Origin of the sequence: Enterobacter sp. HMSC16D10 (genome assembly GCF_001807145.1) — a bacterium.
Lineage (GTDB): Bacteria > Pseudomonadota > Gammaproteobacteria > Enterobacterales > Enterobacteriaceae > Enterobacter > Enterobacter roggenkampii.
This window is the reverse complement of record NZ_KV787915.1, coordinates 137,666-164,425: the sequence shown is the minus strand read 5'-3', so window position 1 is coordinate 164,425 and position 26,760 is coordinate 137,666. Positions and strand designations below refer to the sequence as shown.

General features: G+C 60.2%; 28 protein-coding genes. 14 read left to right on the top strand and 14 right to left on the bottom strand.

Annotated elements, in window-relative coordinates:
- Positions 1–75: 75 nt before the first annotated feature.
- Positions 76–963, top strand: a complete 888-nt coding sequence (locus HMPREF3143_RS22980) for a LysR family transcriptional regulator (RefSeq protein ID WP_070534345.1) — start codon at positions 76–78, stop codon at positions 961–963.
- Here the strand turns inward: HMPREF3143_RS22980 and HMPREF3143_RS22975 are convergent.
- Positions 960–1,367 (bottom strand): MarR family winged helix-turn-helix transcriptional regulator, encoded by a 408-nt coding sequence (locus tag HMPREF3143_RS22975; protein ID WP_008499596.1) that lies wholly within the window; start codon positions 1,365–1,367, stop codon positions 960–962. The genes HMPREF3143_RS22980 and HMPREF3143_RS22975 overlap by 4 nt on opposite strands.
- Before the next feature lie 172 nt (positions 1,368–1,539).
- On the opposite strand from HMPREF3143_RS22975, the gene HMPREF3143_RS22970 reads away from it, so the two are divergent.
- The 3 genes from HMPREF3143_RS22970 to HMPREF3143_RS22960 are packed head-to-tail and all read left to right on the top strand — an operon-like array spanning position 1,540 to position 3,791.
- The gene (locus tag HMPREF3143_RS22970; protein ID WP_055321969.1) at positions 1,540–2,142 is read left to right on the top strand and encodes a non-oxidative hydroxyarylic acid decarboxylases subunit B; all 603 of its coding nucleotides are present in this window, start codon (positions 1,540–1,542) and stop codon (positions 2,140–2,142) included.
- Positions 2,132–3,559 (top strand): non-oxidative hydroxyarylic acid decarboxylases subunit C, encoded by a 1,428-nt coding sequence (locus HMPREF3143_RS22965; protein ID WP_070534344.1) that lies wholly within the window; start codon positions 2,132–2,134, stop codon positions 3,557–3,559. Before HMPREF3143_RS22970 ends, HMPREF3143_RS22965 begins: the two co-directional genes overlap by 11 nt.
- A gap of 10 nt (positions 3,560–3,569) precedes the next feature.
- A complete protein-coding gene (locus HMPREF3143_RS22960) occupies positions 3,570–3,791 on the top strand; it encodes a non-oxidative hydroxyarylic acid decarboxylases subunit D (RefSeq protein ID WP_003862116.1) in 222 nt (73 codons plus the stop codon).
- A 92-nt stretch (positions 3,792–3,883) separates the two neighbouring features.
- On the opposite strand, the gene mutS is transcribed toward HMPREF3143_RS22960, so the two are convergent.
- Positions 3,884–6,445 (bottom strand): DNA mismatch repair protein MutS, encoded by a 2,562-nt coding sequence (gene mutS / locus HMPREF3143_RS22955; RefSeq protein ID WP_047748599.1) that lies wholly within the window; start codon positions 6,443–6,445, stop codon positions 3,884–3,886.
- Between the two features lie 113 nt (positions 6,446–6,558).
- Complete coding sequence (locus tag HMPREF3143_RS22950) at positions 6,559–6,789, bottom strand: SymE family type I addiction module toxin (RefSeq protein WP_008499591.1); 231 nt, start codon at positions 6,787–6,789, stop codon at positions 6,559–6,561.
- A 175-nt stretch (positions 6,790–6,964) separates the two neighbouring features.
- On the opposite strand from HMPREF3143_RS22950, the gene HMPREF3143_RS22945 reads away from it, so the two are divergent.
- A complete protein-coding gene (locus HMPREF3143_RS22945) occupies positions 6,965–7,309 on the top strand; it encodes a nitrous oxide-stimulated promoter family protein (RefSeq protein WP_008499590.1) in 345 nt (114 codons plus the stop codon).
- 5 nt (positions 7,310–7,314) lie between these two features.
- Here HMPREF3143_RS22945 and HMPREF3143_RS22940 read toward each other — a convergent pair whose 3' ends face one another.
- The 10 genes from HMPREF3143_RS22940 to hypA form a co-directional block, all read right to left on the bottom strand.
- Positions 7,315–8,535 carry an MDR family MFS transporter gene (locus HMPREF3143_RS22940; protein ID WP_008499589.1) on the bottom strand — a complete coding sequence of 407 codons (1,221 nt, stop codon included), beginning with the start codon at positions 8,533–8,535 and terminating at the stop codon, positions 7,315–7,317.
- A 16-nt stretch (positions 8,536–8,551) separates the two neighbouring features.
- Positions 8,552–9,313 (bottom strand): siderophore ABC transporter ATP-binding protein EitC, encoded by a 762-nt coding sequence (locus HMPREF3143_RS22935; RefSeq protein ID WP_070534343.1) that lies wholly within the window; start codon positions 9,311–9,313, stop codon positions 8,552–8,554.
- The gene (locus tag HMPREF3143_RS22930) at positions 9,313–10,350 is read right to left on the bottom strand and encodes a FecCD family ABC transporter permease (RefSeq protein ID WP_025912391.1); all 1,038 of its coding nucleotides are present in this window, start codon (positions 10,348–10,350) and stop codon (positions 9,313–9,315) included. Before HMPREF3143_RS22930 ends, HMPREF3143_RS22935 begins: the two co-directional genes overlap by 1 nt.
- Positions 10,350–11,348, bottom strand: coding sequence for a siderophore ABC transporter substrate-binding protein EitA (locus HMPREF3143_RS22925; RefSeq protein ID WP_070534342.1), 999 nt, complete (start codon positions 11,346–11,348; stop codon positions 10,350–10,352). The genes HMPREF3143_RS22930 and HMPREF3143_RS22925 overlap by 1 nt, the downstream gene beginning before the upstream one ends.
- A 153-nt stretch (positions 11,349–11,501) precedes the next feature.
- Positions 11,502–13,574, bottom strand: a complete 2,073-nt coding sequence (gene flhA, locus HMPREF3143_RS22920) for a formate hydrogenlyase transcriptional activator FlhA (RefSeq protein WP_070534341.1) — start codon at positions 13,572–13,574, stop codon at positions 11,502–11,504.
- A 64-nt stretch (positions 13,575–13,638) separates the two neighbouring features.
- Positions 13,639–14,649: a hydrogenase expression/formation protein HypE gene (gene hypE / locus HMPREF3143_RS22915; protein WP_070534340.1), complete on the bottom strand. Its 1,011-nt coding sequence runs from the start codon at positions 14,647–14,649 to the stop codon at positions 13,639–13,641.
- Positions 14,646–15,767, bottom strand: coding sequence for a hydrogenase formation protein HypD (gene hypD, locus HMPREF3143_RS22910; protein WP_045418280.1), 1,122 nt, complete (start codon positions 15,765–15,767; stop codon positions 14,646–14,648). Before hypD ends, hypE begins: the two co-directional genes overlap by 4 nt.
- Positions 15,768–15,769: 2 nt before the next feature.
- Complete coding sequence (locus HMPREF3143_RS22905; protein ID WP_008499582.1) at positions 15,770–16,042, bottom strand: HypC/HybG/HupF family hydrogenase formation chaperone; 273 nt, start codon at positions 16,040–16,042, stop codon at positions 15,770–15,772.
- The gene (hypB, locus tag HMPREF3143_RS22900; protein WP_039265545.1) at positions 16,033–16,896 is read right to left on the bottom strand and encodes a hydrogenase nickel incorporation protein HypB; all 864 of its coding nucleotides are present in this window, start codon (positions 16,894–16,896) and stop codon (positions 16,033–16,035) included. Before hypB ends, HMPREF3143_RS22905 begins: the two co-directional genes overlap by 10 nt.
- Before the next feature lie 3 nt (positions 16,897–16,899).
- Positions 16,900–17,250: a hydrogenase maturation nickel metallochaperone HypA gene (gene hypA, locus HMPREF3143_RS22895; protein WP_008499580.1), complete on the bottom strand. Its 351-nt coding sequence runs from the start codon at positions 17,248–17,250 to the stop codon at positions 16,900–16,902.
- Positions 17,251–17,460: 210 nt separating this feature from the next.
- On the opposite strand from hypA, the gene hycA reads away from it, so the two are divergent.
- The 9 genes from hycA to hycI all read left to right on the top strand — a co-directional run bounded on the left by hycA (position 17,461) and on the right by hycI (position 25,240).
- A complete protein-coding gene (gene hycA, locus HMPREF3143_RS22890) occupies positions 17,461–17,925 on the top strand; it encodes a formate hydrogenlyase regulator HycA (RefSeq protein ID WP_008499579.1) in 465 nt (154 codons plus the stop codon).
- Between the two features lie 71 nt (positions 17,926–17,996).
- Positions 17,997–18,605 (top strand): 4Fe-4S dicluster domain-containing protein, encoded by a 609-nt coding sequence (locus HMPREF3143_RS22885; protein WP_023294427.1) that lies wholly within the window; start codon positions 17,997–17,999, stop codon positions 18,603–18,605.
- Positions 18,602–20,416 carry a formate hydrogenlyase subunit 3 gene (gene hycC, locus HMPREF3143_RS22880; RefSeq protein ID WP_032664254.1) on the top strand — a complete coding sequence of 605 codons (1,815 nt, stop codon included), beginning with the start codon at positions 18,602–18,604 and terminating at the stop codon, positions 20,414–20,416. The genes HMPREF3143_RS22885 and hycC overlap by 4 nt, the downstream gene beginning before the upstream one ends.
- A gap of 1 nt (position 20,417) precedes the next feature.
- A complete protein-coding gene (locus HMPREF3143_RS22875) occupies positions 20,418–21,341 on the top strand; it encodes a respiratory chain complex I subunit 1 family protein (RefSeq protein ID WP_023294425.1) in 924 nt (307 codons plus the stop codon).
- Positions 21,342–21,356: 15 nt separating this feature from the next.
- Positions 21,357–23,066 carry a formate hydrogenlyase subunit HycE gene (hycE, locus tag HMPREF3143_RS22870; RefSeq protein WP_070534339.1) on the top strand — a complete coding sequence of 570 codons (1,710 nt, stop codon included), beginning with the start codon at positions 21,357–21,359 and terminating at the stop codon, positions 23,064–23,066.
- 9 nt (positions 23,067–23,075) lie between these two features.
- Positions 23,076–23,618 carry a formate hydrogenlyase complex iron-sulfur subunit gene (locus HMPREF3143_RS22865; protein ID WP_008499573.1) on the top strand — a complete coding sequence of 181 codons (543 nt, stop codon included), beginning with the start codon at positions 23,076–23,078 and terminating at the stop codon, positions 23,616–23,618.
- Positions 23,618–24,385: an NADH-quinone oxidoreductase subunit B family protein gene (locus HMPREF3143_RS22860; protein WP_021241938.1), complete on the top strand. Its 768-nt coding sequence runs from the start codon at positions 23,618–23,620 to the stop codon at positions 24,383–24,385. Before HMPREF3143_RS22865 ends, HMPREF3143_RS22860 begins: the two co-directional genes overlap by 1 nt.
- Positions 24,382–24,792, top strand: coding sequence for a formate hydrogenlyase maturation HycH family protein (locus HMPREF3143_RS22855; protein ID WP_070534338.1), 411 nt, complete (start codon positions 24,382–24,384; stop codon positions 24,790–24,792). Before HMPREF3143_RS22860 ends, HMPREF3143_RS22855 begins: the two co-directional genes overlap by 4 nt.
- On the top strand, positions 24,785–25,240 hold the full coding sequence (gene hycI / locus HMPREF3143_RS22850; protein ID WP_070534337.1) for a hydrogenase maturation peptidase HycI: 456 nt from the start codon (positions 24,785–24,787) through the stop codon (positions 25,238–25,240). Before HMPREF3143_RS22855 ends, hycI begins: the two co-directional genes overlap by 8 nt.
- 81 nt (positions 25,241–25,321) lie before the next feature.
- Here hycI and HMPREF3143_RS22845 read toward each other — a convergent pair whose 3' ends face one another.
- Positions 25,322–26,746 (bottom strand): 6-phospho-beta-glucosidase, encoded by a 1,425-nt coding sequence (locus HMPREF3143_RS22845; RefSeq protein ID WP_045354360.1) that lies wholly within the window; start codon positions 26,744–26,746, stop codon positions 25,322–25,324.
- Between the last annotated feature and the right edge of the window lie 14 nt (positions 26,747–26,760).

The window sequence follows — 26,760 nt, the reverse complement described above, 5'->3', positions numbered from 1 at the left end:
GATCCGGGAAGCACGGATAAACCTGACAAAGCGCGATATACTGTCAAAAATATTTTGACAGTAAAGGGTGTGATGATGATTAACCTGCAGCGGACGCAGATGTTTGTCGCGGTGGCCGACACCGGCAGTTTTACGGCGGCCGCCGAGGCGATGGGGCTGACAAAAGCGGTGGTTAGCTTCAATATCCGCCAGCTTGAAGATGAGCTGGGCGTTACGCTGCTGCTGCGCTCCACCCGCCGCCTGACGCTAACCGAGGCGGGCGTGCTTTTTCATCAGCGCAGCGTCGCGCTTCTGAAGGAGGCCGAACGGCTGCAGGATGATGTCCGTGCGAACCATGCGGGGCTCACCGGCGAACTGCGGATCACGACCACGCCTGAATATGGCGCCCGGGTCGTGGTGCCGCTGCTGGCCAGGTTTAGCCAGCAGCACACGGATCTTCGCGTCCGACATGTTTCGTCGTCACTGCACGCAGACCTTATCTCGGAGCGCTTTGACGTGGCCATCCGGCTGGGAACGCTTGTTGATTCGCGCAACCACGCCGCACTGATTTCTCACTTTTCTATTCTCCCCGTCGCGACGCCCGAGTGGCTTGCGAGAAACCCGATCGAATCGCTTGCGCAGCTGGCGCAGGCCGACTGGATTATCCACGAGCGCTTAGCCTCGCCGCTGCGCTGGCAGGTGAAAGATGCCCGCGGTGCGCCTGACATGCTGGAGATAAAAAAGGCGCCGCGTTTGTTTGCCGACAGCGCTCAGGCCCTTATGGCTTTTGCGCTCGCAGGCGGTGGGGTGGCGTTACTGCCGGAATGGATGGTGCGTGAAGCGCTTGATGCGGGAACGCTGGTGACGATTTTACCGGAGTATACCTTTGCGCGGCAGGGGATCTATGCGGTCTATCCTGATGCCCGGCATGTGCCCGCAAAAGTGCGCACCTTTATCGATTTTATGCGCACCAGCGTGAGTTAATCGTGCATCATCTTTTTGATGAGCGCAGAGAACTGCTCCCGCTCGGCCTTGTTAAGGCGTCCTAAAAAGGCCTCATCAACCTCATTGCCTACCGGCTTACAGTCTGCAAGCAGGGCTTCACCTTCTGGCGTCAGGAAGACAAAGCGACGGCGTTTATCCGCAGGGTCGTGCTCGCGTTTGACCAGCCCGCGCGCCTCCATGCGGCTCAGCATTTCCGCCAGGGTCGCTTTCGTGCTGACCGCGACTTCAGTCAATGCCACCTGTTCAATGCCCGGATGCTCGGCAATCGAGCGCATCACCGCATACTGCGGCTTGGTCAGTTCCGGCAGGGCATGTTGCCACTTTGCGGTATGCTGTTGAAAAAGCTGACGTAACAGGTGGAACGCCTCTTGTCTTAGTTCCATGAACACTCCGACAGAAAAAATCACCCCCTATGATAGCCGCTAAAGTCCAGGATGATAATGCGGCATTTTTTAGCATTTTGTGTGATCGTGTACGAACAATCTTGTCAGAAAAACAATCCGGGAGTAGTTTACCTACAATGTTCGTACACGAACAAATTGATTGAGGTGATGAATGAGATTGATCGTGGGAATGACGGGGGCGACGGGTGCTCCGCTGGGCGTGGCGCTGCTGCAGGCGCTGCGGGAAATGCCGGAAGTAGAGACGCATCTGGTGATGTCGAAGTGGGCAAAAACCACCATTGAGCTGGAAACGCCTTACACCGCCCAGGACGTTGCTGCCCTGGCTGACGTCATCCACAGCCCGGCTGACCAGGCCGCCACCATCTCCTCCGGCTCGTTTCGTACCGACGGCATGATCGTCATTCCCTGCAGCATGAAAACGCTGGCCGGGATCCGCGCGGGCTATGCCGAAGGGCTGGTGGGCCGTGCGGCGGATGTGGTGCTGAAAGAGGGGCGTAAGCTGGTACTGGTGCCCCGTGAAACGCCGCTCAGCACCATTCATCTGGAGAACATGCTGGCGCTCTCCCGCATGGGCGTGGCGATGGTGCCGCCCATGCCTGCGTACTACAACCACCCGCAAACCGCCGATGACATTACCCAGCATATTGTGACCCGCGTGCTCGACCAGTTTGGCCTGGAGCATAAAAAGGCGCGTCGCTGGAACGGGTTGCGGGAGGCGAAACATTTTTCACAGGAGAATAAAGATGGCATTTGATGATCTGAGAAGCTTCCTGCAGGCGCTCGATGAGCAAGGGCAACTGCTGAAAATTGAGGAAGAGGTGAACGCCGAGCCGGATCTGGCGGCGGCAGCCAACGCGACCGGCCGCATCGGTGACGGCGCGCCCACGCTGTGGTTCGACAATATTCGCGGCTTTACCGATGCCCGCGTGGTGATGAACACCATCGGCTCCTGGCAAAATCACGCTATTTCGATGGGGCTGCCTGCGAACACGCCGGTGAAAAAGCAGATCGACGAGTTTATTCGCCGCTGGGATAAATTCCCGATTGCGCCAGAGCGCCGCGCCAACCCGGCCTGGGCGCAGAATACGGTGGACGGTGAAGACATTAACCTGTTCGACATCCTGCCGCTGTTCCGCCTGAACGACGGGGACGGTGGTTTTTATCTCGACAAAGCGTGCGTTGTCTCACGCGATCCGCTCGACCCGGATAACTTCGGCAAGCAGAACGTTGGCATCTACCGCATGGAAGTGAAGGGCAAGCGCAAGCTCGGCCTGCAGCCGGTGCCGATGCACGATATCGCCCTGCATCTGCACAAAGCGGAAGAGCGCGGCGAAGACCTGCCGATTGCGATTACGCTGGGCAACGACCCGATCATCACCCTGATGGGCGCGACGCCGCTTAAATACGATCAGTCGGAATATGAAATGGCTGGTGCGCTCCGTGAAAGCCCGTACCCGATTGCCACCGCACCGCTGACCGGCTTTGATGTGCCGTGGGGTTCTGAAGTGATCCTGGAAGGGGTGATTGAAGGCCGTAAGCGCGAAATTGAAGGGCCGTTCGGCGAGTTTACCGGCCACTACTCCGGTGGCCGTAACATGACGGTTGTGCGTATCGACAAAGTTTCTTACCGCACCAAACCGATTTTCGAATCCCTTTACCTCGGCATGCCGTGGACCGAGATTGATTATCTGATGGGGCCAGCCACCTGCGTGCCGCTCTACCAGCAGTTGAAAGCGGAGTTCCCGGAAGTGCAGGCGGTAAACGCGATGTACACCCACGGTCTGCTGGCGATCATCTCCACCAAAAAGCGTTACGGCGGCTTCGCCCGCGCGGTTGGCTTGCGCGCCATGACCACGCCGCACGGCCTGGGATACGTGAAGATGGTGATTATGGTGGATGAGGATGTCGACCCGTTCAACCTTCCGCAGGTGATGTGGGCGCTGTCATCGAAGGTCAACCCGGCAGGCGATCTGGTGCAGCTGCCGAACATGTCGGTGCTTGAACTCGATCCGGGATCCAGCCCAGCGGGCATTACCGACAAACTGATTATTGATGCGACCACGCCTGTCGCACCGGACACCCGGGGCCACTATAGCCAGCCGGTTCAGGATCTGCCTGAAACCAAAGCCTGGGCTGAAAAACTGACCGCGATGCTGGCTGCACGCCAATAAGGAGGAAAAGATGATTTGTCCACGTTGTGCCGATGAGCATATTGAAGTGATGGCGACGTCACCGGTGAAAGGGGTCTGGACCGTTTACCAGTGCCAGCATTGTCTGTATACCTGGCGCGATACCGAACCGCTGCGTCGTACCAGCCGCGAGCACTACCCGGAAGCGTTCCGCATGACGCAGAAGGATATTGACGAGGCGCCACAGGTGCCGACAATCCCGCCGCTGCTCTAAAAAAAAGCCCGGTGGCGCTGCGCTTACCGGGCCTACGGTTTTGTAGGTCGGGTAAGGCGAAGCCGCCACCCGACAAAACAGACCGCAGAGAACTAAACCAGACTCTTCAACCGATAAATCCACTCCAGCGCCTGACGCGGCGTCAGGGAATCCGGATCGAGATTCTCCAGCGCTTCCACTGCAGGCGATGTCTCTTCCGCTGGCACCAGCAGCGACATCTGCGTACCATCGATCTGCGTCGCCGCCGCATTCGGTGACAGGCTTTCCAGCTCACGCAGCTTCTGACGCGCGCGCTTGATCACCTCTTTCGGTACACCGGCCAGCGCCGCAACGGCCAGACCATAGCTCTTGCTTGCCGCGCCATCCTGCACCGTGTGCATAAAGGCGATGGTGTCGCCGTGCTCCAGCGCATCAAGGTGGACGTTAGCCACGCCTTCCATTTTCTCCGGCAACTGCGTCAGCTCGAAGTAGTGGGTGGCGAACAGCGTCATGGCCTTGATTTTATTCGCGAGGCTTTCCGCACAGGCCCAGGCCAGCGACAGACCATCGTAGGTTGACGTTCCGCGTCCGACTTCGTCCATCAGCACCAGGCTGTGCTCCGTCGCGTTATGCAGAATATTAGCCGTTTCGGTCATTTCAACCATGAAGGTTGAGCGACCGCTAGCCAGATCGTCCGCAGCCCCGACGCGGGTAAAGATACGGTCGATGGGGCCAATCTCCACGTTTTGCGCCGGAACGTAGCTGCCGATATAGGCAAGCAGGGCAATCAGCGCCGTCTGACGCATATAGGTACTCTTACCGCCCATGTTCGGACCGGTAATGATCAGCATTCTTCGCTGCGGCGACAGGCTCAGCGGGTTGGCGATGAACGGTTCGTTCAGCACCCGCTCGACCACCGGGTGACGGCCTTCGGTAATGCGAATGCCGGGCTTGTCGGTAAAGGTCGGGCAGGTGTAGTTCAGCGTTTCCGCGCGCTCTGCCAGATTCACCAGCACATCCAGTTCCGCCAGCGCGCTGGCGCTCAGCTGCAGGTCGGCCAGGTGTGGCATCAGCATGTCAAACAGCTCTTCATAGAGCTGTTTTTCCAGCGCCAGCGCTTTGCCTTTCGAGGTGAGAACTTTGTCCTCGTACTCTTTCAGCTCGGGAATGATGTAGCGTTCAGCGTTTTTCAACGTCTGGCGGCGCACGTAGTGAATCGGCGCCAGATGGCTCTGCCCGCGGCTGATTTGAATGTAGTAACCGTGAACCGCGTTATACCCCACCTTCAGGGTGTCGAGCCCAAGACGCTCGCGCTCGCGGATTTCCAGCTTATCAAGGTAGTCCGTCGCGCCGTCGGCCAGCGCGCGCCATTCGTCCAGTTCCTCGTTGTAGCCCGGGGCAATCACGCCGCCATCACGCACGAGAACCGGAGGCGCATCAATAATGGCGCGTTCAAGCAGCTCGCGGAGTTCGGTAAATTCGCCCATGGTTTCGCGGAGTTTCTGTACCGGCGCGCTGTCAACGTCGCTCAGCTGCGCACGCAGTTCCGGCAGCTGCTGGAAAGCATGACGCATCCGCGCGAGATCGCGCGGTCGCGCCGTGCGCAGCGCCAGACGGGCCAGGATACGTTCCAGATCCCCCACCTGGCGCAGGACCGGCTGCAGCTCGGTATACCGATCCTGCAGGGCAGCAATCGTCTGCTGACGGCAAACCAGCGTAGCGGTATCGCGAATCGGCATATGCAGCCAGCGTTTCAGCATACGGCTGCCCATTGGCGTTACCGTATTGTCGAGGACCGACGCGAGCGTATTTTCTACGCCGCCCGCCAGGTTCTGCGTGATCTCCAGGTTACGGCGCGTGGCGGCATCCATGATGATGCTGTCCTGCTGGCGCTCCATGGTGATAGAGCGGATATGCGGCAGGGCGGTGCGCTGGGTATCTTTCACGTACTGCAGGAGGCAACCTGCCGCACACAGCCCGCGCGGGGCATTTTCAACGCCAAAGCCAATCAGATCGCGGGTGCCAAACTGCAGATTCAGCTGCTGGCGCGCGGTATCAATTTCGAATTCCCAGAGCGGACGGCGGCGCAGGCCGCGACGACCTTCAATCAGCGCCATTTCGGCGAAATCTTCGGCATAGAGCAGTTCTGCCGGGTTGGTGCGCTGCAGTTCGGCAGCCATCGTTTCACGATCGGCCGGTTCACTCAGACGAAAACGCCCGGAACTGATGTCCAGCGTCGCGTAGCCAAAGCCTTTGCCGTCCTGCCACAGCGCGGCCAGCAGGTTATCCTGGCGCTCCTGAAGCAGGGCTTCATCACTGATGGTGCCCGGCGTGACGATACGCACGACCTTGCGTTCCACCGGACCTTTTGAGGTCGCGGGGTCGCCGATCTGTTCGCAGATGGCGACAGACTCACCCTGATTCACCAGTTTCGCCAGGTAGTTTTCTACCGCGTGGTGGGGTATACCGGCCATTGGAATGGGTTCACCAGCCGATGCGCCCCGTTTGGTCAGCGAGATGTCGAGCAGCTGCGATGCGCGTTTGGCATCGTCATAAAACAGCTCGTAAAAATCGCCCATACGATAGAACAGCAGGATTTCCGGATGCTGTGCCTTCAGCTTCAGATACTGCTGCATCATCGGCGTATGTGCGTCGAAATTGTCGAGTGTGCTCATGGAGTTATGATGTCCATTTCTTTGAATATAAACCGTTTTGAGCGGCTCAGTGGCCGTTTGTTCCTTCTATTGTCGCATGAAAAAAAGGTACGGCGCAGAAAAATGTCGCCGTTTTACGAGGCATCTTCCGACATGAGCTCAATGACGATTTTTCCATGCTCCACACCCACTCGCACCCGGGAGTGGGTGGTAAACCCTGCCTTTTCAAGCCAGTCACCTTTTAAGCTCAGCGCCGCATGCACGCTGTAGCGCTTCGGTATCTTGGTATTGCGGTCTTCATGGCGCTTTCTGAAATATCCCACTGTTAAATGGCGATAGGGTTTGTTGATAGCGAGTTCTTGCATAGGGTCTCCTGACAACACGGATAAAAGTCATTACTGATGCCTGTATAAAATACCAGTGATGGTTGGGCCTTGCAGGGCTAAAACTGGAATCAGGCTTCAGAAAACGACATGCAATAACTGAAATCCCGCATTGAAAGGTGTATTATTTTTGCACTTTATTGTTCGGTAAGTCGCTATGTCCGGTAAACGAATTTCTCGCGAAAAAGAGACCATCGCGAAAATGATCGCGCTGTATCAGAAGCAGTGTCCTCAAGCCTCTGTGGAAGAGGGGCACTATCAGGCGCTAAATGCCTATGCCGATAAGCGTCTGGATAAATGCGTTTTCGGGGAGGAAAAGCCCGCCTGTAAACAGTGTCCGGTCCACTGCTACCAGCCTGCAAAACGCGAAGAGATGAAGCAGATTATGCGCTGGGCAGGCCCGCGAATGCTCTGGCGTCACCCCATTCTGACCGTCCGCCATCTGATGGATGACCGTCGTCCCGTACCGGAACTGCCGGAAAAGTATCGTCCGAAAAAGTGACCGGTTCAGCTTCTGAGCGGGCGGCAAATCACGTTAAGGGCCAGCGCGCTGCAGAGCGGGAAGAGGGCCAGCAGCAGCCAGGGGAGCATCGCCTGCGTTGAGGGCACCAGCGCGCGATCCAGCAGGCTGCCAAACAGCAAATTTCCGGCCAGTACCGCAATGCCTCCGGCGGTGGCGAGTGCGCCGTAGTGCGCCCCCAGCGTGGACTCCTCGGCAAACCGGGGGACCAGGTCCTTAGCTGAGGGTACCAGCAGCATCTGTCCCAGCGTCAACAGCGTCACGAAACAGACCGACGGCAGCAGGCGAAGCCAGCCCTCAGGCGGTGCCGTCGGCGCAAACATTGCCACGCTTGCAAAGGCGGCGGAGAGGAATAAAAAGCCCACCGGCAGGATCCTCACCGCGCCCACGCGCCGGGCGAATCGCGCCAGTGGCAGCTGTAAAGCAACAATCAGTACAGAGGCCAGCATAAAAAGCGGGCCGAGATCTTTCTCGTTACCGCCGGCGCGCTGGATCTCTACCGGCAGCGCCAGATAGAGCTGGTTATAGCTTAAAAGCCACGAGCTATAGGCAATGATAAAGGCGACAAAGCGGGGCTGGCGAAAGGTCGTCCACCAGGGAACGAGCTTCAGCGTCCGCGCGGCATGGCGTGACGCGGGCAGGCAAAAGTAGAGAACCACCAGCGCAACGAGAAAGACGCCAGCGCCCGCCAGCGCCACCTGGCGAAAGCCCAGGCCGGTGAGCAGTGCGCCGGCAACCGGGCCCAGTACCGCACCGAGTTCCCCGCAGACCGCAAAGAGCGCGAACCACTCCGCCCGGCTTCGTTTACCTTTCGCCTCGCTGTGCGTGCCCGCTTTCGCCAGCAATGCCTCAATAGAAGGAGAAAACAGCGCGCCGCCCACCCCCGTCAGGCACGCGCCCAGAATAATCGGCCACAGCGATTCTCCAAGCGCCAGCAGCAGATACCCCGCGACGCGAATAATGCACCCGCTCAGGATAACGATTTTCGCGCCAAACCGGTCCGAGAGCGCGCCGCCGACGATAAACATCCCCTGCTGAGAGAACGTGCGCAGGCCGAGGATCAGCCCGATCAGCCCGCCGGAGAGCAGCATATCGTCGCGCAGGAATATCGCCAGGAAGGGGACAACGGCGTAAAAGCCGATGTTAAAAACAAACTGGCTACCCAGTAAAACGGGGGGCCAGAGCGTGGTGGCAGGGCGAAGGGGCATCGTTGGTCACTCGCCCCTAAACGATAAAGTGAATGTGTTTTTTGCCATGGAACGGCGAGATCTCGATTTTGGTTTTGACCCGGAAGACGTCCCAGAGCAACGACTCGGACAGGATGTCCTGCGGCGTCCCCGTCGCCACAATTTGGCCTTTCTGCATCACAATCAGCGAGTCGCAGAACATCGAGGCGTGGTTGAGATCGTGGATAGCGACAATGCTGGTGACCGGTAAGTCGCTGATCAACTGCATCAGCTGCATCTGATGATGAATGTCCAGGTGGTTTGTTGGTTCATCCAGCAGGATTTCCGTCGGGATCTGGGCCAGCGCGCGGGCAATGTGGACGCGCTGACGCTCACCGCCGGAGAGGCTCAGCCACCCCTGGTTGCTTTTATCCAGCATATCCACGCGCTGCAGAGCGGCGGTGACGGTTTCGTCATCGTGCGTGCTCCAGTTGGAAAAGGCGGAGTGGTGCGGAATCCGCCCGAGTTTGACCACGTCGCGCACGCGCATGTTGGCGTCAGTCATGCCGTGCTGCTCCACGAAGGCGACCCGGCGGGCCAGCTGCTTTTTGGCAATACGAGAGATGTCCTGGCCGTCCAGCGTCACACAGCCCGCATCCGGGCGACGCAGCCCCGCGAGGATTCGTAAAAGAGACGATTTACCGCAGCCGTTAGGGCCAAGCAGTCCTACCGTTTCGCCCCGGGAAACCTTCAGCGAGACGTCATTAACGATGACTTTTTTGCCGACCTTCCAGGTAATATTTTCAGCGCAGATGCTCATCACTTATTCCTTGAGCGGTAGATAATCACGGCAAAGAACGGAACGCCAACCAGCGCGGTGACCACGCCGACGGGCAGGCTTTGCGGCGCAATCAGCATGCGCGAGGCAATGTCTGCCAGCACCATCAGGATCGCGCCTGCCAGCGCGCTGGCAATCAGCAGCGTGCGGTGCAGCGGCCCGAACAGGAAACGCATGACGTGCGGCACCACCAGCCCGACAAAGCCGATTGAGCCCGCCATGCTGACGATGGTTGCGGTAATCAGCGCGGTGGTGGTAAAGAGCGCCAGGCGCACCCAGGGGACTGCAATGCCCAGCGACGCCGCGGCGTCATCGCCGAACGTAAAGGCATCCAGCGCCCGGGAATAGTAGAGGCACACGGCTAACCCAATCAGCACCACGACCAGTGCCAGCTGGAATTCAGGCCAGCGTACGCCGCTGAAGCTGCCCAGCAGCCAGAACATCACGTCGCGTGCCTGCTGGGCACTGGCGGAGGTGCTAATGGTGTAGGCGGTAATGGCGTTAAAAAGCTGCGAGGCGGCGACGCCTGCCAGAATCGTACGTTCATTCCCGCCGCGCGCGCCGTTCGTCAGAAACGCGACAAACGCAAACGCGGCGAACGCCCCGGCAAAGGCCCCGGCAGAGAGCGACACCGCACCGGTGCCGATCCCCAATACGACGACAGAAACCGCCCCGGTCGATGCGCCCGCGGACACGCCGAGCACGTAGGGTTCCGCCAGTGCGTTCTTCAGCAGGCTCTGCAATACGGCCCCGCAGATGGCCAGCCCCGCGCCGCAGCAGGCCGCCACCAGCGCGCGGCTCAGGCGGAAGTCCCAGATCACGCTCTCATAGATGCGAGTGAGCGGAACATTGGTGAGCCCCATTTTATTGCTGATGGCGTAAAACACGTTATCCAGCGGGATGGACAGCTCGCCGACGCTGACGCTCAGCGCGATAACCAGAAATAGCAGGACAAAGGCGAGCAAACACGAGGTCGTCAGAACCAGGCTCTGCCTGGCCTGAAGGACAGCGGTGGTCATCAGTTCAGCCCCAGTTTTCTGAGCTGTTCGCCAACCTGCTCAGCCCCGTAAATCGTGCGAATTGTCGGGTTCATGGCCTGACCGTCCATCACCACGATATGGCCTTTTTTCACCGCGTCCAGCTGGCTGACGGCCGGATCGCTTTTCAGGAATTTGATTTTCTCTTCCGCGTTATCCAGCGCCCAGCGGTTGCGATCCAGGCTCGAGACCACAATCACATCCGGATTGGCGGCAATAATGCTTTCCCAGCCCACGGTTGGCCATTCGGTCTCGGAGGTGATGGCGTTATGCCCGCCCATCAGGCTGGCGATAAACCCGGAGGGGCTATTTTTACCGCCTACGTAGGCGTCCGCAGAGGGGGATGAGCTGGAGAACCAGAAAACAAAGGAGAGATCTTTTTTGTTCTTGCCGAATTCCTTACGCAAGTCGGCCTCACGTTTTTTGAAATCGGCAATCACGGCCTGACCGCGGTCTTCAACGTTAAAGATTTTGGCGAAATCCTCAATCTCCTGATAGAGATACGTCATATCCCACAGTTTCTGGCGGCTGCCGTACATATCGCCGGTGGCTTTTTTGGTCGCACACATGCCCGGGGACACGTAGCTGTTCACGCCCAGGGTCATCAGATCGTCGCGTTTTGCGACCTTGCTTTCTGGCCCCAGCAGCAGCGGTGACTGTGCGGGGACAAAGTCGGGATTTTGCGCAAGCACGGATTCAAGGGTAGGGATTTCGACCGTCAGGGTTTTGATTTTTGCGTTCTGTTCCGCCAGCTGCGGCAGCACTTTCGTCGGCCAGAAGGCGCTGGCCTTCACCTTATCTTCCAGCCCCAGCAGGAGCAGAATTTCGACGGTATTCTGACCCAGAGCCACGACGCGTTCCGGCGCTTTGGTGAATATCTCTTTATAGCCACAGTTTTCAATCGTCAGAGGATATGTGGTTGCCAGAGCAGAACTGACCGACGCAACCGCCAGGCCTAACGCGCAGATGACCTTCTTCATGAAACGCTACCCTTGATTAATATTATTATTGATGCAAATGAAACTCATTATTAAGGCGGAATTTTATACAGAGGAAACGATTTTGTGTCAATGAGGGACAATTGCGCAGGGTAACGAAAGGCGGTGCCAGAAAAACACCGCCGGATTGGGGGCTTAAACCAGGCTCTCTTTGTCGATCCCGAGACGCTTCATGCGCGACAGCAGGGTAGTGCGTTTTAACCCTAAACGCTGGGCGGCACCTTTTGGCCCGGCAACCACGCCGTTGGTCTCTTTGAGTACGCGCATAATGAGCTGATATTCATCTTCTCCCTCTTTCGCCGTCTCGGCGGCGGGCACGGTCACGTCAGGCAGCGTCACTTCAGGCAGGGAGAGCTGCAGCACATTGCCGCGCGTCAGCAGCACCGCACGCTCGATGACGTTTTCCAGCTCGCGCACGTTGCCGGGCCACTCCATCGATGAAAGGGTACGTAACGTCTCGGCAGGAATGCTGTCGATGTTTCGCCCCATCCGACGCGCGATCTTGGCGGTAAACGCTTTGACCAGCAGGGGAATATCTTCCGGGCGCTCGCGCAGCGGCGGCAGGAAGATCGGGAAGACGTTCAGGCGATAGTAGAGATCGCTGCGAAACTCGCGGTCGGCGACCATTTTTTTCAGGTCGCGGTTGGTGGCGGCAATCAGCCGCACGTCAGTCTGGATAAGCTTGTTGCTGCCAAGACGTTCAAACTCCTGCTCCTGCAGGACGCGCAGCAGTTTCGGCTGTAGCTCCAGCGGCATATCGCCCACTTCGTCGAGGAACAGCGAGCTCTTGTCCGCCAGCTCAAAACGGCCCAGCCGCTGGCTGCTGGCCCCGGTGAATGCACCGCGCTCGTGGCCGAACAGGTCGCTTTCCAGCAGGCCTGCGGGCATCGCCGCGCAGTTCATCTTCACCATCCGACGGCTGTTGCGGTTGCTCAGGTTGTGGATGGCGCGGGCAATCAGCTCTTTACCCGTACCGGTTTCGCCAAGGATCAGCACCGTGCTGTCGCTTTGCGCCACCATCTCAACCTGCTTGAGCACGCTGTACATGGCGTCGCTGCGCCCGATGATTTCACCAAACTCGCTGTCCACGTTGTTGAGCTGTTCGGTCAGGGCCAGGTTCTCATCCACCAGCCGCTCTTTCAGGCGGTGGATCTCCTGATAGGCGAGGGCGTTATCCAGCGCGATGGAGATACGCTCGGCGATCTGGCGCAGCAGCTTCAGGTTGGCGGTGGTAAACACGGCCTCATCGCACTGCGCCAGCTTCAGCACCCCCAGCATGGTGTTGCCGGACATCAGGGGAAGCAGGCACAGGGTCTGAATCTTGTTGCCCCAGGTGTTAAACAGCATCCGCTCGTACGGTGCCACCGGGTCCTGCTCGCTCAGGTTGAGCAGCAGGATCTCTTTGCTTTTAAACACCCGCTCAGACAGGGTGCCCGCTTCGTCCACTTCGCTCTGCTCGTGCGCCGGGTTGGCTTCATCCAGATAATGCGTGGAGTAGATGTTCAGCTTGCCCTTGCGATGGCCGCGCAGCGCGATGCTGATGGCATCGATTTTGAAATAGTGATGGATCTCTTTCGACACTTCGCTGCCCAGCTCGTCCATATCGAGCCGTGATAGTACGGCGTTGGTGATGGCGACCAGAATGCGGAAGTTGTCGCGTTCGCGGCTCAGCAGGTCGTAATCCACGTTATTGGTCACGCGGCTTTGGATCTGCTCCGCGACGACGGCCACAATCTGGGTAAAGGTGTGCAGACGCTCGTATTCCGCCTCGCTCCAGGGCTGGTCGGTCGTGCGAATAAACTCGCAGCCACCAAAAATATGGCCCTCCGCCGCCAGCGGCAGCATGCTGTAGTGGCCGAAAGGCTGATAAAGATTGCTCTCTGCCAGCCGCGGCCACGCCGTGCGGAACTCCTCAAAGTTGCAGTGCAGCGCTTCAGGCCGGGAGAGAATACGGCGCACCGGGCCATGCGCGAGATACGTTTCGTCTTCGTACTCAAACGTTTTGCCATTATCGCGCGTTGAGTAGTAGCTCGCGCGGTGCGTTCCGCTATGCCACAGTACAATCGCCGCGCTGTCGGCCAGCGCTGATTGCCTGACCAGCCGCGTCAGGGCATCGCTCAGCGCGCCGAGATCGGGCTGCTGTAAAAGTGTGCGCGTGATATCAAACAGGCCCTGCTGTCCAAGATCGCTCATCGGTGTATACGGCATTATTGCTTTCCAATAGAAACTGGCAAAAAAGAGACATTCAGTGCTGACCGCTTATGGCGCGGCTCTAGCAAATTCGGGGTAAGGGTTCCGCGTGCGGCAGGTCCAGCGTGCGCTTCACGCCGTAAAGTCCGGTCAGGCGCACCCCCTTGCGCTCAACCACTTCGCCGATGATGGCGGCCTCTTTCCCTAATGGATGCGCGCGCAGCTCTGCAAGAACGGCTTCCGCCGCCGCGCGTTCCACGCCGATCACCAGCTTGCCTTCGTTAGCAAAGTTCAGTGGGTCAAGTCCCAATAGTTCGCACAGCCCGCGCACGGCAGCTTTTACAGGCAGGCCACGCTCGGTCAGTTCAATCCCGCACCCGCTGCTTGCGGCGAATTCGTGAACCACCGCATTCACCCCGCCGCGGGTGGCATCGCGCAAGGCCTTCACGCCGGGAATAGTACACAGCGTCTGAATCAGCGGGGTGAGCACCGCGCAGTCGCTGCGCAGTTCACCGTCCAGCCCTAAGCCTTCACGCAGGTTAAGGATAGTCGCTCCGTGGCAGCCCAGCGTGCCGGTTACCAGCAGCACGTCGCCCGCGCTAAGCCGCTGTGCGCCCCAGTGAATGTTGGCGGGGATAGCCCCCATTCCGGCGGTGTTGATAAACAGCTTATCGGCCGCACCGCGCTGGACCACTTTGGTGTCCCCGGTGACGATAGCGATACCCGCCTCGCGCGCGGTGTGTGCCATGCTGTTCACCACCGCCGAGAGCGTCTCCATCGGCAGACCCTCTTCAAGGATGAATCCGCAGGAGAGGTAGCGGGGAATGGCGCCGCAGACGGCCACGTCGTTGGCCGTGCCGCAGACGGCGAGCTTGCCGATATCGCCGCCGGGAAAGAACAGCGGATCGATGACATAGCTGTCGGTGGAGAAGGCCAGCCGGTCGCCCTGGGCGGTGAGGGTGGCGAGGTCAATGCGCGCCTGGTCTTCCTGCTCGCCGAGCCAGGGGTTGTTAAAGGCCTCCATGAACAGCCGGTTAATCAGCTGCTGCATCGCCTGTCCACCGCTTCCGTGCGCCATTTCCACCGTGTTCATGCTTCACACTCCTGGTTGCGATATTGATACCACGCGGCGCATGCCCCTTCGGAGGAGACCATCAGCGCGCCAAACGCCGTTTGCGGGTTACAGGTATTGCCAAATAACGGGCACTGATGCGGTTTGCATTTGCCGGTGAGCACCTCGCCACAGCGGGCCCGGGGATCGTCGCAAACCTGCTGCGGCTGCGGGCGGAAATGCGCTTCGGCGTCGAACGCGCGATAGGCTGGCGTCAGGCGCACGCCGGATTCGGCAATCAGCCCCAGTCCTCGCCACTCGCTGTCGCCTTCGACGCTGAACACCTCCGCAATGGCACGCTGAGCCCGTTCATTGCCGGCATCCGGTACCACGCGGCGGTACTGGTTTTCAACCGCGCTCAGGGCCGCTATTTTCTGCTCAACCAGCATGGTGACACCTTGCAGTAGATCAAGTGGTTCGAAACCAGCCACCACTAACGGACGATTGTACTGTTCAGCGATAAAACCGTAGGCGTCTGTGCCAATCACCATGCTGACGTGGCCCGGTGCCAGAAAGGCGTCAATGCCGTTGCCTGGCGCTTCCAGCAGGCTGCGCAGGGTGGGGATAAGCGTAATGTGCTGGCAGAAGAAGAAAAAGTTATCGACGCCGCGCGCTTTCGCCTGCTGCAGCGTGATGGCCGTCGCGGGCATGGTGGTTTCAAACCCCAGGCCAAAAAATACCACCTTGCGCGCGGGGTTATCCGCTGCCAGCGTCAGGGCATCCATCGGCGAATAGACGATCCGGATGTCGGCCCCGCGCGCTTTCGCCTGCAGCAGCGAGCCGTTTTTCCCCGGCACGCGCATCGCGTCGCCAAAGGTGCAGAATATGACGTCGGGCCGGCTGGCAATCTCGATACAGCTGTCGATGCGTCCCATTGGCAGCACGCAGACCGGGCAGCCGGGGCCGTGGATAAACTCAATGTTCTCCGGCAGCAGCTGGTCGAGGCCAAATTTGAAGATCGCGTGCGTGTGCCCGCCGCACACCTCCATGATCCGCAGCGGTTTCTCTTTCGTGTAGTCCAGCCGCGCCGCGCGCGTTTTGAGGTGTCCGATAAGCTGCAGCACCTGCTCCGGCGCGCGGTATTCATCAACGTAACGCATGATTACCGCTCCTCGCCGTACAGCAGCGCGCCCACGTCCGGCTCCACGTCGAACATGTTTTGCAACGCATCCAGCGTGTCGCGGGCTTCCGCTTCGTTAATCACGCTCATGGCAAACCCCACGTGGACCAGCACCCACTGGCCGAGACGCGACGCGCCCGTTTCATCGGTGCTGCCCACCAGCGTCAGGTCTACATCGCGCAGGATGCCGCAGACCTCGACTTTGGCCTGATTACCGTTGAGGGAATGGATTTGTCCCGGTACGCCTATGCACATCGTTCGTTCTCCAGCCAGCGTAACCAGCCGTCCATGCCGTCGCCGCGCGTGGCGGAGACCATCATGATCTCAATCTCCGGGTTCACTTCGCGGGCATACGCCAGGCACTTATCCACGTCGAAATTCAGGTACGGCAGCAGGTCGACTTTGTTCAGCAGCATCAGGGATGCCGCGGCGAACATGTGGGGGTATTTCAGCGGCTTGTCTTCGCCCTCGGTCACCGAAAGCACCGCCACCTTGTGTCGTTCACCCAGATCGAAGCTCGCCGGGCAGACGAGGTTGCCGACGTTTTCAATAAACAGGATGCCGTTATCCGCCAGCGGCAGGCGCGGGGCGGCGTCGGCAATCATCTGCGCATCCAGGTGGCAGCCTTTGCCGGTGTTAACCTGAATTGCCGGGGTGCCGGTTTCGCGGATGCGCGCCGCGTCGTTTACCGTTTGCTGGTCGCCCTCGATCACCGCGCAGGAGACGCGCCCGTTGAGGCGTTTGAGCGTTTCGGTCAGCAGCGTGGTTTTACCGGATCCGGGGCTGGAGACCAGGTTCAGCGCCAGCTGTTTGCGGGTGGCAAAGCGGGCGCGGTTGCGGGCGGCGATCTGGTTATTTTTGTCCAGCACGTTGATTTCCACGTCCAGCATCTGGCGCTGGCTCATGCCCGGCGCGTGGGTACCCGCTTCGCCGTGGCCGTAATGCAGGTCGCCCGCGTCGGAACGCTGCGGCGCAAAGGTAATGCCGGTCAGGGCTGCCGCAGGGCGCGGGGCAGGGGAAAAGGGCGCGGAGCGAAACGCGGAGTGGGGACGGTGCTCATCCCCTTCTATATACAGGTTGCCTTCGGCGCAACCGCAGGTACTACACATACTTTACTCCTTCTCGATTTCGAGGCGTTGGATCTGCATGCCGTCATCCGCCACGATGCGCAGCCCGGTGCTCTGACACTGCGGACAGCGCTGTACCTTTGATGAGAGCAGGGTGACGTACTGCTGACACTGTTCGCACCAGCACTCCGCCTGCTGCTCCTCAATATGCAGTTCGCAGCCTTCCGCCAGCGTGCCGCGGCACACCAGCTCAAAACAGAAGGTCAGGGCGCTGGTCTCGACGCAGGAAAACGCCCCGACCTTCAGCCAGACGCCGGTGACGCGTTTCGCGTGGTTTTGCACAGCCTGCTGTTCGATAAGTTCCAGAGCCCGCTGGCAGAGGGTGATTTCGTGCATGACGCCTCCTCAATGAATTGCCCCGGTAATGCAATAACAGTGCCAGCTTGATTTTTGTTAAGGCGTGTCGATGTCACCGCTGTCGAAATGACACGTCGACACCGCGATGTTGACAGCGAATTTTTAATTAAATCCATTGAAAATCATAAGCATAAAAACTGGCATGGAATCTGCTTAACAGCCGCTATCTCCATTAAACGGATACCTTTTATGACTATTTGGGAAATCAGCGAAAAAGCGGAATACATCGCGCAGCGTCATCAGCAGTTACAGGACCAGTGGCACCTTTACTGCAACTCTCTGGTTCAGGGCATTACCTTGTCGAAAGCGCGTCTTCACCACGCGATGAGCTGTGCGGCGCAGGGCGATATGCGCTTTGTCCTCTTCGGCCATTTCATCATCAACGTCACCCTGGCGGATAACTTCAACAGCCACACCATCGAGTACTACCTCGAGACAAAAGACGGTGAAAAACAGTGTATTGCAAAGGCGCAGCTGATGGCTGACGGCATGGTGGACGGCCACGTCAGCAACCGCGATCGCCAGCAGGTACTGGAGCACTATCTGGAAAAAATCGCCCCGGTTTATAACGGCCTGTACACCGCCGTTGAACACGATCTCCCGGTCAACCTGAAGCAGCTGATGGACGGAAATACCTCAGCGAACGTGGCCTGACCCCCAGTGTGTCGAGAAGTGTCGACAAGACAGTTTTTCGTCAAAAATGACTATCACCAGAGGATAACCCGGTGAACCGTTTTGTAATTGCTGACTCGACGGTCTGTATTGGCTGTCGAACCTGTGAGGCGGCGTGTTCGGAAACGCATCGCCTGCATGGGCTACAGTCCATGCCGCGCCTGCACGTCATGCGTAATGAAAAAGAGTCTGCCCCGCAGCTCTGCCATCACTGTGAAGATGCCCCCTGCGCGGGTGTCTGTCCCGTGAACGCCATCACCCGCGTGGATGGCGCAGTCCAGCTGAACGAAAGCCTGTGCGTAAGCTGCAAGCTGTGCGGCATTGCCTGCCCGTTCGGCGCGATTGAATTCTCCGGCAGCCGCCCGCTGCATATTCCGGCTAATGCCAACTCGCCTAAAGCCCCGCCCGCGCCTCCGGCGCCTGCACGCGTCAGCACGCTGCTGGACTGGGTGCCCGGCATCCGCGCCGTGGCGGTGAAGTGCGACCTGTGCAGCTTCGATGAACAGGGCCCGGCCTGCGTGCGCACCTGTCCAACCAAAGCGCTGATTCTGGTGAACATTCGCGACATCGCCCGCACCAGCAAGCGCAAGCGCGAGCTGACCATTAATACCGACGTCGGCGATCTTTCGCTTCTGCAGGCGCTCAACGAGGGGGTTAAATGAACGCGATTACGATGATTACCAGCGCCGTGGCGTACTTTGCCGCCGCCGCCGTGCTGGCGTGGCTTCTGTCATTCCATAAAACCCTGAGCGGCTGGATCGCCGGGATCGGCGGGGCGGTCGGCAGCCTGATGACGCTGGCGGCGGGTGGAGTTGTCCTGCTCGGCGGGCAGTCCGCAGAGGCCGTGATGCCGCTGATTCGCCACACCGTTGCGATTACGCCGCTGAACGCCATCTGGCTGGTGACCTTTGGCCTGTGCGGGCTGTTTATCAGCCTGTTCAATATCGACTGGCACCGCCATCCGCACGCCAAAGCCAACGGCCTGCTGGTGAACCTGCTGATGGCGACGGCGGTGTGCACCGTGATCGCCAGCAACCTCGGCGCGCTGGTGGTGATGGCGGAGATTATGGCGCTGTGCGGCGTGTTCCTGACCGGCTGCAGCGCCTCCGGGAAAGTGTGGTTTGCGCTGGGACGCCTCGGGACGCTGCTGCTGGCGCTGGCCTGCTGGCGGGTGTGGCAGCGTTTCGGCACGCTGGAGTTCGCTGCGCTTAACGGGCATCCGCTGGGCAATGACGTCTGGCTGCTGGGCGTGATCGGCTTTGGCCTGCTGGCCGGGATTATCCCGCTGCACGGCTGGGTGCCGCAGGCGCATGCGAATGCCTCCGCGCCCGCTGCCGCGCTGTTTTCTGTGGTGGTGATGAAGGTCGGTCTGTTCGGGATTCTGGCGATGACGCTGACCGGCGGCCAGCCGCCGCTGTGGTGGGGCGTGGTGCTGCTGATTGCGGGCATGATCACCGCCTTCATCGGCGGCCTGTACGCGCTGATGGAGCACAATATCCAGCGTCTTCTGGCGTACCACACGCTGGAGAATATCGGCATCATCCTGCTCGGCATGGGCGCGGGCGTGACCGGGCTGGCGCTTAATCAACCGGCGCTGATTGCCGCCGGCTTTATCGGCGGTCTGTATCACCTGATTAACCACAGCCTGTTTAAAAGCACCCTGTTTCTCGGGGCGGGCAGCGTCTGGTTCCGCACTGGCCATCGGGATATCGAAAAGCTCGGTGGGATTGGCAAAAAAATGCCGGTGATTTCGCTGGCGATGCTGGTCGGGCTGATGGCGATGGCCGCGCTGCCGCCGCTGAACGGCTTTGCCGGGGAGTGGGTGATCTATCAGTCCTTCTTCGCCCTCGGTCAGAGCGAGGCGTTTATCGCCCGCCTGCTGGGGCCGCTGCTGGCGGTCGGGCTGGCGATTACCGGGGCGCTGGCCGTGATGTGCATGGCGAAAGTCTATGGCGTGACCTTCCTTGGTGCGCCGCGTACGCGTGAGGCTGAGAACGCCTGCTGCGCACCGGTACTGATGGGCGTAAGCGTGGTCGCGCTGGCGCTGTGCTGCATCGCGGGCGGGGTTGCCGCGCCGTGGCTGCTGCCGCTGCTGGGCCACGCCATTCCTCTGCCGCTTGAGACGGCGCACACCGTCGTTTCCCAGCCGATGATTGCACTGCTGCTGATTGCCGCGCCGCTGCTGCCGTTCGTGCTGATGCTGTTCTTCAAACGCGACCGGCTCACCTCCCGCTCGCGCGGTGCCGCGTGGGCCTGCGGTTATGAACACGAACAGTCGATGGTCATCACCGCCCACGGTTTTGCTATGCCGGTGAAAGAGAACTTCGCCGCCGTGCTGAAGCTGCGCCACTGGCTGAACCCGGTGGGCTGGGTACCCGGCTGGCAGAACGCTGCCGCGCCCGCGCTGTTCCGCCGTCTGGCGCTGATCGAGCTGGCGGTACTGGTAGTGATTGTGATTTCACGAGGAGCCTGACATGAGTCTGTTACTGGCAATTCTTCAGGCGCTGGTGCTGTTCGCCGCCGCGCCGCTGCTGTCGGGCATCACGCGCGTGGCGCGCGCCCGGATGCACAACCGTCGTGGGCCTGGCGTACTGCAGGAGTACCGCGATCTCTTCAAGCTGCTTTCTCGCCAGAGTGTGGCCCCGGATGCCGCAGGCTGGGTCTTCCGCCTGACGCCGTTTGTGATGGTGGGCGTGATGCTCACCGTCGCCACCGCGCTGCCGGTGGTGACGGTGGCTTCGCCCCTGCCCGTGCTTGGCGATCTGATTACCCTTATCTACCTCTTCGCCATCGCCCGCTTCTTCTTTGCGATTGCGGGCCTGGACACCGGTAGCCCGTTTACCGGCATCGGTGCCAGCCGCGAGGCGATGCTCGGCGTGCTGGTTGAGCCGATCCTGCTGCTGGGGCTGTGGGTCGCCGCGCAGGTTGCGGGTTCCACGCACATCAGCTTTATCACCGACACCGTTTACCACTGGCCAGTTGCCCGCTCCCTTCCGCTGGTGCTGGCGCTGTGCGCCTGCGCGTTCGCCACGTTTATCGAGATGGGCAAGCTGCCGTTCGATCTGGCCGAAGCCGAGCAGGAGCTGCAGGAAGGGCCGCTCACCGAATACAGCGGCTACGGCTTTGCGGTGCTGAAGTGGGGCATCAGCCTCAAACAGCTGGTGGTGCTGCAGATGTTTGTCGGCGTCTTCTTCCCGTGGGGGCAGATGACGCACTTCTCCGCGGGCGGTCTGCTGCTGGCCGTCGTGGTTGCCGCCCTCAAGCTACTGGTCGGCGTGCTGGTCATTGCCCTGTTCGAAAACAGCATGGCGCGCCTGCGTTTTGTGGAAACGTCCCGCATCACCTGGGCCGGGTTTGGTTTTGCATTTTTAGCGTTCGTCTCCTTGCTGGTGGCGTGATTAAAGAGAGTATTTATGTCTGAAGAAAAGAAAGGTCAGCAGTATCTCGCCGCGTTGCATCAGGCTTTCCCGGGCGTGGTGCTGGAGGAGTCCTGGCAAACCAAAGACCAGATCACCGTCACCATTAAGGTGAACTATCTGCCGGAAGTGGTGGAGTTTCTCTACTACCGGCAGGGCGGCTGGCTGTCGGTGCTGTTCGGTAACGACGAGCGCCAGCTGTGCGGCAGTTACGCGGTGTATTACGTGATGTCGATGGAGCAGGGCGAGAAGTGCTGGATCACCGTGCGCGTCGAGGTCGACCCGAATAAACCGGAATACCCGTCCGTCACGCCGCGCGTGCCCGCCGCCGTCTGGGGCGAGCGTGAAGTGCGCGATATGTATGGCCTGGTGCCGGTTGGCCTGCCGGACGAGCGCCGTCTGGTGCTGCCGGACGACTGGCCGGACGAACTCTATCCGCTGCGCAAAGACAGCATGGACTACCGCCAGCGCCCGGCGCCGACTACCGACAGCGAAACCTACGAGTTCATCAACGAGCTGGGCAGCAAGAAGAATAACGTGGTGCCGATCGGCCCGCTGCACGTCACCTCTGACGAACCGGGCCACTTCCGCCTGTTCGTTGACGGTGAAAACATTATCGACGCCGACTACCGCCTGTTCTACGTCCACCGCGGCATGGAGAAGCTGGCGGAGACCCGCATGGGCTACAACGAAGTGACGTTTCTTTCTGACCGCGTGTGCGGCATCTGCGGCTTCGCCCACAGCACCGCCTACACCACCTCGGTAGAGAACGGCATGGGGATCGTGGTGCCGGAACGCGCGCAGATGATCCGCGCCATCCTGCTGGAGGTGGAGCGCCTGCACTCGCACCTGCTGAACCTCGGCCTGGCCTGCCACTTCGTCGGCTTTGACTCCGGGTTTATGCAGTTCTTCCGCGTGCGTGAGGCGTCGATGAAGATGGCGGAGATCCTCACCGGGGCGCGCAAAACTTACGGTCTGAACCTGATCGGCGGGATCCGCCGCGACCTGCTGAAGGATGACATGATCCAGACCCGCCTGCTGGCGCAGCAGATGCGCCGGGACGTGCAGGAGCTGGTGGACATGCTGCTCAGCACGCCCAACATCGAGCAGCGCACCGTCGGCATTGGCCGTCTTGACCCGGAGATTGCCCGCGACTTCAGCAACGTCGGCCCGATGGTGCGCGCCAGCGGCCACGCCCGCGACACCCGCGCCGATCACCCGTTCGTCGGCTATGGCCTGCTGCCGATGACCGTGCACAGCGAGCAGGGCTGCGACGTCATTTCCCGCCTGAAGGTGCGCATCAACGAGGTGTTCACCGCGCTGAACATGATCGACTTCGGTCTGGACAACCTGCCGGGCGGCCCGCTGATGGTGGAAGGCTTCACCTACATTCCAAACCGCTTTGCCCTCGGCTTTGCCGAAGCGCCGCGCGGGGACGACATCCACTGGAGCATGACCGGCGACAACCAGAAGCTCTACCGCTGGCGCTGCCGTGCGGCGACCTACGCCAACTGGCCAACCCTGCGCTATATGCTGCGCGGCAACACTGTCTCCGACGCGCCGCTGATCATCGGCAGCCTCGACCCGTGCTACTCCTGCACCGACCGCATGACCGTCGTGGACGTGCGCAAGAAGAAAAGCCAGGTGGTGCCGTACAAAGAGCTTGAGCGCTACAGCATCGAGCGTAAGAACTCGCCGCTGAAATAAGGATTCGTCATGTTTACCTTCATCAAAAAAGTGATCAAAACCGGCACGCAGACCAGCCGCTATCCGCTGGAGCCGATGCCGGTCGACAAAAACTTTCGCGGCAAGCCGGAGCACAACCCGCAGCAGTGCATCGGCTGCGCGGCCTGCGTCAACGCCTGCCCGTCGAACGCCCTGACGGTGGAAACGGATCTCAAAACCGGCGAGCTGGCCTGGCAGTTTAACCTTGGACGCTGCATCTTCTGCGGCCGCTGTGAGGAGGTCTGCCCGACGGTCGCCATTCGCCTGTCTCAGGAGTACGAGCTGGCGGTGTGGAAGAAAGAGGATTTCCTGCAGCAGTCGCGCTTTGACCTGTGCCACTGCCGGGTCTGCCAGCGCCCGTTCGCCGTGCAAAAAGAGATCGATTACGCCATCGCGCTGCTGCAGCACAACGGCGACGCGCGCGCGGAACACCACCGCGAAAGCTTCGAAACCTGCCCGGCGTGCAAGCGACAGAAGTGCCTGCTGCCGTCCGACCGCATTGATATCACCCGCCACATGAGAGAGGCCAGCTGATGGAAAACCTACTGGGCCCGCGCGACGCGAACGGCATTCCGGTGCCGATGACGGTGGACGAATCCATCGCCAGCATGAAGGCGTCGCTGCTGAAAAAAATCAAACGCTCGGCCTACGTCTACCGCGTGGACTGCGGCGGCTGCAACGGCTGCGAGATTGAGATCTTCGCTACGCTGTCGCCGCTGTTTGACGCCGAGCGCTTCGGCATCAAAGTGGTGCCGTCCCCGCGTCATGCGGACATCCTGCTGTTCACCGGGGCCGTCACCCGCGCAATGCGCTCGCCCGCGCTGCGCGCCTGGCAGTCCGCGCCGGACCCGAAAATCTGCATCTCGTACGGCGCCTGCGGCAACAGCGGCGGCATCTTCCATGACCTCTACTGCGTCTGGGGCGGCACCGACAAAATCGTGCCGGTGGACGTCTACATCCCGGGCTGCCCGCCGACGCCCGCCGCCACGCTGTACGGCTTCGCGATGGCGCTCGGCCTGCTGGAGCAGAAAATCCACGCCCGCGAGCCGGGCGAACTCGACAACCAGCCGGCCGCCATTCTGCACCCGGACATGGTGCAGCCGCTGCGGGTGAAGGTTGACCGCACGGCGCGCAGGCTGGCGGGGTACCGCTACGGGCGCCAGATTGCCGACGACTATCTGCGCCTGCTGAGCCAGGGTGACCACCAGGTCGCACGCTGGCTGGAGGCGGAAAACGATCCGCGCCTCAATGAGATTGTGGCGAACCTGAACAGCATCGTCGACGAGGCGCGTATCCGATGAGTGAAACGGTGGTGTTCAGCCAGCTGAGCCGTAAGTTTATTGATGAGAACGATGCCACGCCGGATGCGGCGCAGCAGGTGGTCTATTACAGCCTGGCGATTGGGCATCACCTCGGGGTAATTGACTGCCTGGAGGCCGCGCTGAACTGCCCCTGGCCGGAATACCTGGCGTGGATTGCCACGCTGGAGGAGGGCAGTATGGCGCGGCGCAAAATGGAAGGCGTGCCGAAGTACGGCGAGATCGTGATCGATGCGAACCACATTGCCATGCTCGCCAACGCCTTTGACGCGGCGCTGGGCAGGCAAACCCCCGAGCAGCAGGCGTGGAGCAAAACGCTGCTCGGCATGCTGCATGATATTCATCAGGAGAGCGCCATCTACCTGATGGTGAGGAGATTACGTGACTGACGTTTTACTGTGTGTCGGCAACAGCATGATGGGCGATGACGGCGCGGGTCCGCTGCTCGCAGAGATGTGTGCCGCCAACCCGCAGGGCGACTGGGTGGTGATTGACGGCGGCAGCGCGCCGGAAAACGACGTGGTGGCCATCCGCGAGCTGTGCCCGGACAGGCTGTTAATCGTCGATGCCACCGATATGGGGCTCAACCCCGGCGAGATCCGCCTGATTGACCCGGACGACATCGCCGAGATGTTTATGATGACCACCCACAATATGCCACTGAACTACCTCGTGGATCAGATCAAAGGTGACGTGGGCGAGGTGCTGTTTTTGGGCATTCAGCCGGATATTGTCGGGTTTTATTACCCGATGACGCCGCCGGTGAAAGAGGCGGTGGACGTGGTGTATTCACGGCTTGCCGGGTGGGTTGGGGATGGAGGTTTTTCTCAGCTCTGAGCAGCGCCCGGTGGCGCTACGCTTACCGGGCCTACGGATTTGTAGGCCGGGTAAGGCGAAGCCGCCACCCGGCAAAACAGGCTACTCGAGATCCGCCCCGTTACTCGCAATCACCTTCTTATACCATCCGAACGATTTCTTGCGTTTGCGCTCCAGCGTGCCGTTCCCAGCGTCGTCGCGGTCGACGTATACAAACCCGTAGCGCTTGCTCATCTCACCGGTTGAGGCCGAGACCAGGTCAATGCAGCCCCAGGTGGTGTAGCCCATCAGCGGCACGCCGTCCTCAATCGCGTCGCCCATTGCGCGGATATGCTCGCGCAGATAGCTGATGCGGTAGTCGTCGTTAATCTCGCCGTTTTCATCAACGACATCTTTCGCCCCCAGGCCGTTTTCCACCAGGAACAGCGGCTTCTGGTAGCGGTCGTACATCATGTTCATGGTGATGCGCAGCCCGAGCGGGTCGATGCCCCAGCCCCATTCGCTTACCTGGATGTGCGGGTTGCGCAGGGACTTCACGATGTTCGCCGCGCTGGTGTTGCCCGCGTTCATGTCCGCCGAGGCGCAGCGCGAGGCGTAGTAGCTAAACGAGACAAAATCGACGGTATTTTTCAGCAGTTCGTCATCGCCCGGGTCTTTCACAATTACCACGCCTTTCTCGCGGAACACGCGGGCAGAATAGGCCGGATAGCGGCCGCGCGCCTGCACGTCGATAAAGAACAGGTTCTCGCGGTCTTTCTCCAGCGCCATCCACACGTCTTCCGGCTTGCAGGAGTAGGGGTAGAAGTTACCGCCCGCCAGCATGCAGCCGACCTGGTTTTCCGGGTTTACCTCGTGGGCAATTTTGGTCGCCAGCGCGCTCGCCACCAGCTCGTGGTGCGCGGCCTGGTATTTCACCTGGTCTTCGTTTTCGCCTTCCTCAAACACCAGTCCCGCCCCGGAGAACGGGCTGTGCAGCATGATGTTGATTTCGTTGAAGGTCAGCCAGTATTTCACCAGCCCGTTAAATTCTTCAAAGCAGGTGCGGGCGTAGCGGGCGAAGAAATCGACCATCTTGCGGTTGCGCCAGGAGCCGTACTCCGTCACCAGGTGCATCGGCACGTCAAAGTGGCAGAGGGTCACCAGCGGCTCGATGTTGTACTTTTTGCACTCCTCGAACACCGCGCGGTAAAAGGCAATGCCTTCTTTGTTCGGCAGCGGCTCGTCGCCGTTCGGATAGAGGCGGCTCCAGGCGATCGAGGTGCGGAACACCGTAAAGCCCATCTCCGCCATCAGGGCGATGTCCTCTTTATAGCGATGGTAAAAATCAATCGCCTCGTGGCTCGGGTAGAACTCGTCGTCACGCAGCGAGAAACGCTTTTCCTTACCGAGCTTCACTGCCAGGCGATTCGCGCCGTGGGGGATCATATCGACCGTCGTCAGCCCTTTGCCGCCTTCACGGTAAGCCCCTTCGCTCTGGTTGGCGGCAAGCGCGCCGCCCCATAAAAATCCTTGTGGAAAAACAGACATTCTTACCTCGCTTT